This window comes from Cyclonatronum sp., from assembly GCF_022565315.1.
GTDB lineage: Bacteria > Bacteroidota > Rhodothermia > Balneolales > Cyclonatronaceae > Cyclonatronum.
The window spans coordinates 1-5201 of record NZ_JAIUMX010000173.1; the positions used below are offsets into that span (position 1 = coordinate 1).

Consider the following 5201-nt stretch of genomic DNA (forward strand, 5'->3'; position numbering starts at 1 on the left):
ACCTGACTACCATGGTCGTGATGATGTCGCCGCTGATCGGCCCGCCCGTACCTCCGGGACCGCCAACCATTGAATAGACATTACTTTTCGAGTCCAACGGGGGGAAGGGTCCCCCCTACTTTACCAAAAGTGGCAGCTGTGATACGGCTGCCACTTTTTTATTTTCCGGTGAAAGCCGAGCTCAATTTATGACCCATTCACAGAGTCCGGTAAACGCAATTTCTTGCCCGGATTTCCCTTGCTTTATTGAAAACCGTTACCGTTTCAGCCCCCTATGAAGGCTGTTTACAAGCTACAATTACTCTATCCAAAAGTTAAGCTGTTACGAATTACGCCAGTGCAGCCCTCATTTTACGGAAACTAAGGGCCCGGATGGTCACCTAACCTCACCATCGGGTTAACTCAGCAAGAATATATGGTCTGTAAGACCATTAAAAACTCATTTTAAGCACTACACTTATACGTAAGTAGTTAAACTAATTTATTGAGATACTATGAACTTTTTTTTCTATAATAGCCTACCGGACTATAGGTTGCCTACGTAATTATCCCAGCATTGAATCCCAATATCAGCACTGTTTACAGCTTCTTTGGACTGCTTCTGATTTCCCTGCTCACAACAGGGCCTGCTGCTGATGCGCGGCAGCATCTGCCTTCGGGATACCCGGTAATCAGCAGCTACGACCACAGGGACCTCTACTCCGGTACGGCCCAAACGTATAATATCGCCGAAGATGACCGCGGCGTAATTTATTTCGGCAACCATGTACACGGCATTCAGATCTGGAACGGCGTCCGCTGGGATCGGGTGCCGCTTCCGAACAGCCGCGGCGCCATAAGCCTGAAGTGGCACCCGCAGGAAAAAAGAATGTACTACACCACCGATTTCTCATTCGGTTATCTGGATATTACGGCGCAAAATGAATTTGTGCCGGTTGATTTAGAAGAGCATCTCGGCTCAGACGACATCATAAAAGAGCGTTTCAGAATGATGCGTTACTGGAACGGGAAGCTGCTTTTCAAAAATTCCACACAACTTCTCAGCTGGGACGGCAGCCGTGTACGCTTGCTGTTTGACTCGGAAGATCAGTTAGGGCGGCTTCAGATTGCAGGCGGGGCGTTTTGGTTTTATGCCGCCAATCAGGGGCTTTATCGCGGCGATGAAAACGGCATTGCGCCCTTTGAGCTAATTACACCCGACGGAAATCAGAATGCCATCGGCGTATTTGATTCAGCCGAAGGCCTCACCTTTGTAACCCAAACCGGATATCTCATTTTTTATGATGCCGAAACCGGCACCTTCACAGCAAGCGACTCCCCGCTTTCTCCTGACAAGAGCTGGTCACGGGTATTGAGAACCCGGGCCGGTTCCTTTGTACTAACCGATGAACTCAGTGGTCTGCATTTTTTCAACCCTGACGGCACCCCCGATGTACATCTGACCGAAGCCCACGGTCTCCCCACGAACCGCAAATCCTTCCTCTTTGAGGACAGCAGCGGCAACATTTGGGCCGGCGGCGGCCTTGGGGTGTCCCTGATCGAATACGCCTCTCCCATGCGCACCCTCACGGGGGAACAACAGCTACCGCCCGACGCCCGAAGCCTTGTTCTGCATCGTAACGAGCTTTTCGCAGCAGGTGCTGCACTCTATAAATGGGACGCCCGGCAGAACAGCTGGCAAACCCTGACCGATCTGCCCAACCGCATTGTCAACATCCGTTCAGACGGCAGCTCCCTGTTTGCCGCAGGCAGTGCGGGTTTGCTGCAATATCATGAAGGCAGCATCCATCATCCTTACCGCACTACCGTGTACGACATCGGGTTTTCTGATTTTCATGAAGATTTGGTTTTCGTGATAGGATCGAACCGGATCAGGTTTTTCCGGCGGGGCCCTGACGGCATCATTCAGCAAAAGCTCGATGAATTTGAAATTGACGGCATCGCATATACCATTCATGAAGACCATCAGGGGCGCTTATGGGCAGGCACCGGAAACAGGGGCATATACCGCATCACCTACACCCGCGAGGGCGATCAGATTTCGGTCCGGGAGGTTCGCCGTTTTGATGAAGCCGACGGCCTTCCTCCCGGCAATTACCTGTACACATTCCGGGTAAATGAGGAGGTATTCTTCACAACGAGTTTGCAAACCTATGCCTTCCATGAAGAAACCGAAACCTTTCATCCGCATGATGCCTTCGCAAAGCCCTTTGATTTCCACATCAAAACACCCTGGCCTACGGTTCAGGACGACTTCAACCGGCTGTGGATCGACCTCACCGGGCGTCAGCTGGGTTTTCTGGACCTCAGCTCGGAGCCGCCTCATGCGTGGACCTACCTCCCGTTTCGCAGGCACGGCCCCTACCGGCACATTCACAGTTTTGTGGCGCCCTCAGAAAATGAGCTTTATACGATCTCTGACTTCACGGCAGCCCGATTCGATCTCACAAAACTCGGAAACATGCCCCGCACCGGCAGCGCAATCATCAACAGGGTAAGCCTGGGCACAGATTCCCTGCTTAGCGGTCCGGCGGGGCCGATTCACCGAACCCTGGAACCGCGGATTCAGCATTCGCGGGAGCAAATCCGGTTCAACTGGGGCAGCACCTCTCATCTTCCGGTACTGTATCGCCGGTTTCAGACCAAGCTCGCCGGGTTCGACCGTGAATGGTCTGAGTGGAGCGATGAAACCCGCCGGGAGTACACCAACCTTCCGGCCGGAGAATACACCTTCCGTGTCCGTACCCGCGATATTTTTGAACGTGTGGGGGAGGAAGCCACCTTTACGTTCTCCGTAGCTCCGCCCTGGTATGCGACCCTGCAGGCCTATTTGGTTTACCTGCTCATGTTTGGTTTGCTCGTGATGGCTCTGGTGCGCTGGCGTACTGCCGCGCTCGAAAAAAACAAAGAAAAACTGGAAAACACCATTGCGGAGCGCACCAAAGAAATTGAAGCCCAAAAACAGGAAGCAGAAAAAGACCGCAGCCTGATTTCAGCTCAGGCCGAAAAACTTCAGGAAGAACAGACCTTACGGTCCCGGCTTTTTGCCAATATTGCCCATGAATTCCGCACCCCGATCACCATCAGCGGCGGATTGGTTGAAAAAATCAGGCAGGCAAACTGCCCCGAAGCCGAAAAAGAACACAGCCTGAAAATCATCAGGCGCAATATCAGGCGGCTTTCTGACATGGTAGATCAGGTGATTGATGTCACCCGGCTGGATAACAAGGTGCTGCAGCTGAATCCGAAAATACTCCGTGCTGCCCCCCTCATCCGCCGGATTGCCGAAAGCTTCCGCTCGCTCACCGATGCCAAAGAACAGGTTTTCCGGATTGAAACTTTCAGCGACAGCATCCTCATATCAGCCGACCCGGATAAGTTCGAAACGGTACTCAACAACCTGATTTACAACGCCATCAAATTTACCCCGAAAGAAGGCCTCATCACCCTGAAAGCAGGCACTGAAAAAAGTGAAATCATCATCCGGGTTACGGATACGGGTCCGGGCATTCCGGATGATCAGGCCGAATCCATCTTCAACCGCTTCCATCGGGTGAGGAATGAGAACGTGCCCTATCAGGAAGGCATGGGCATAGGGCTGGAACTCAGCCGCTCGCTCGCACGCGCCATGGAGGGAGATTTGTACCTCGAAACAAGCCACAAAGCCGGCAGCTGTTTTGCTTTCAAACTTTCAGAATATACGGGTGAGCTGCCGGCTGAGCCCGGTTTACCGGAAGATGCCATCCTTCACTCTGCTCCTGATGCAGCCGCTGATTTTGTTTCTGAATTCAGCAACGAAACTTCACCCATCACCCGTCAGATTTTACTGGTTGAAGACAATGCCGATATGCAGGCCTATGTTTCGGGAATCATTAAACAGACCGGCAACATTCGCATGGCTTCGGATGGCATTGAGGCACTCGAAATCCTCAAAACTACGGAGCCCGACCTGATTATTTCTGACCTGATGATGCCCAACATGGACGGCTACGCATTTGTGCGTGAGCTCGAACAGGATGCCCGCCTGCGGAACATCCCCGTGATCATCCTCACTGCAAGGCCGTTTATTGATGACAAACTGCAGCTGCTGCGGGCCGGTGTGGTTGATTACGTCACCAAGCCCTTCAACGCGGAAGAACTGTTACTGAGAGCAAAAAATGCACTGAATTTCTATGCGAGCCGTAAAGAAATCCGGGTCTCGCTGAATCTGAACCCGGAAAGTGAAGCCCAAATTAAAGGGGATGCAGAACGTGCCGCAACTTACATCAGGGAACATATTGCTGTAGAAGAGCTAAAAACGGAAACCATTGCCACTGCGCTGAACATGAGCCGCAGCACGCTCATCAGATCCATAAAAGCCGAATCCGGCATGCCCCCGCTTCAGTTTATCCGAGAGATCAGGCTGCAGTATGCGCGGCAGCTGCTAATCACCAATCCCAAACTAACGCTTGATGAACTGGCTGAATCCGTAGGGTTCCGGAAAACGAGCTGGTTCGTAAAACTCTTCGAAAAACGCTTCGGTGTGAAGCCCGGAGAAATGAAATAGGCTGACCTCAAGCGGGAGACAGACGTCCCCCAATTCCAAAGAAAGGCGCCCTTCAACTTTATCAAAAAACGCCCTTCTGACGCTCTGGAATGCAGTAATCCTCATTTATTGACACAAACGGGGAGAATTCTGACACAAATGGGGAAGAGCAAAAAGGGGTATAAAGCCTATGTTAGGGGTGATGATTCAGGCTGCGCTCCTTCTGGAAAACCCTGTTAATGAATCATCGGACACCGCTTTAAAACTGCGAATGGTACCGTCACCATTTCTGAAGGAAAGGCAGAAGTGTTCGCATTCGCATAAGGATTTCTCTTCTTATACAGAAATAACATCAGATCATTATGAAAACAAAACTACTGCTACTTGCTATCGTCATTATAGTACTAATCCCTGAAGTCTCCCTTGCACATTTTTCCGGCGGTGAAGGTCGGGGCGATAACCTGCATTCTATTTTGAACGCACCGCCTTCTAACTTCTTCCTGGCCGATAACGGCGTAACCGTGATGTGCCCCGATGCGCAGGTAGGCGAAACCGGTACCGTTATCATTAACGGCAACCCTGTTGAGTTCACCAAACGTGACCGCGCGGGACTCGAAATGCTCAGGGCGACTGATAACAACGCCGCTTTTGCCACTACCTGCACCAGCGGGGTTAC

1 protein-coding gene and 1 pseudogene are annotated in these 5201 nt (G+C 51.6%); both read left to right on the forward strand.

Annotation, left to right across the window (positions count from 1 at the left end; translation table 11 throughout):
• Nucleotides 1-556 precede the first annotated feature (556 nt).
• Nucleotides 557-4546 carry a response regulator gene (locus tag LAT75_RS15150; protein ID WP_291483606.1) on the forward strand — a complete coding sequence of 1330 codons (3990 nt, stop codon included), beginning with the start codon at nucleotides 557-559 and terminating at the stop codon, nucleotides 4544-4546.
• Nucleotides 4547-4887: 341 nt separating this feature from the next.
• Nucleotides 4888-5201 (forward strand): annotated as a pseudogene (locus tag LAT75_RS15155) (hypothetical protein); the annotation flags it as partial.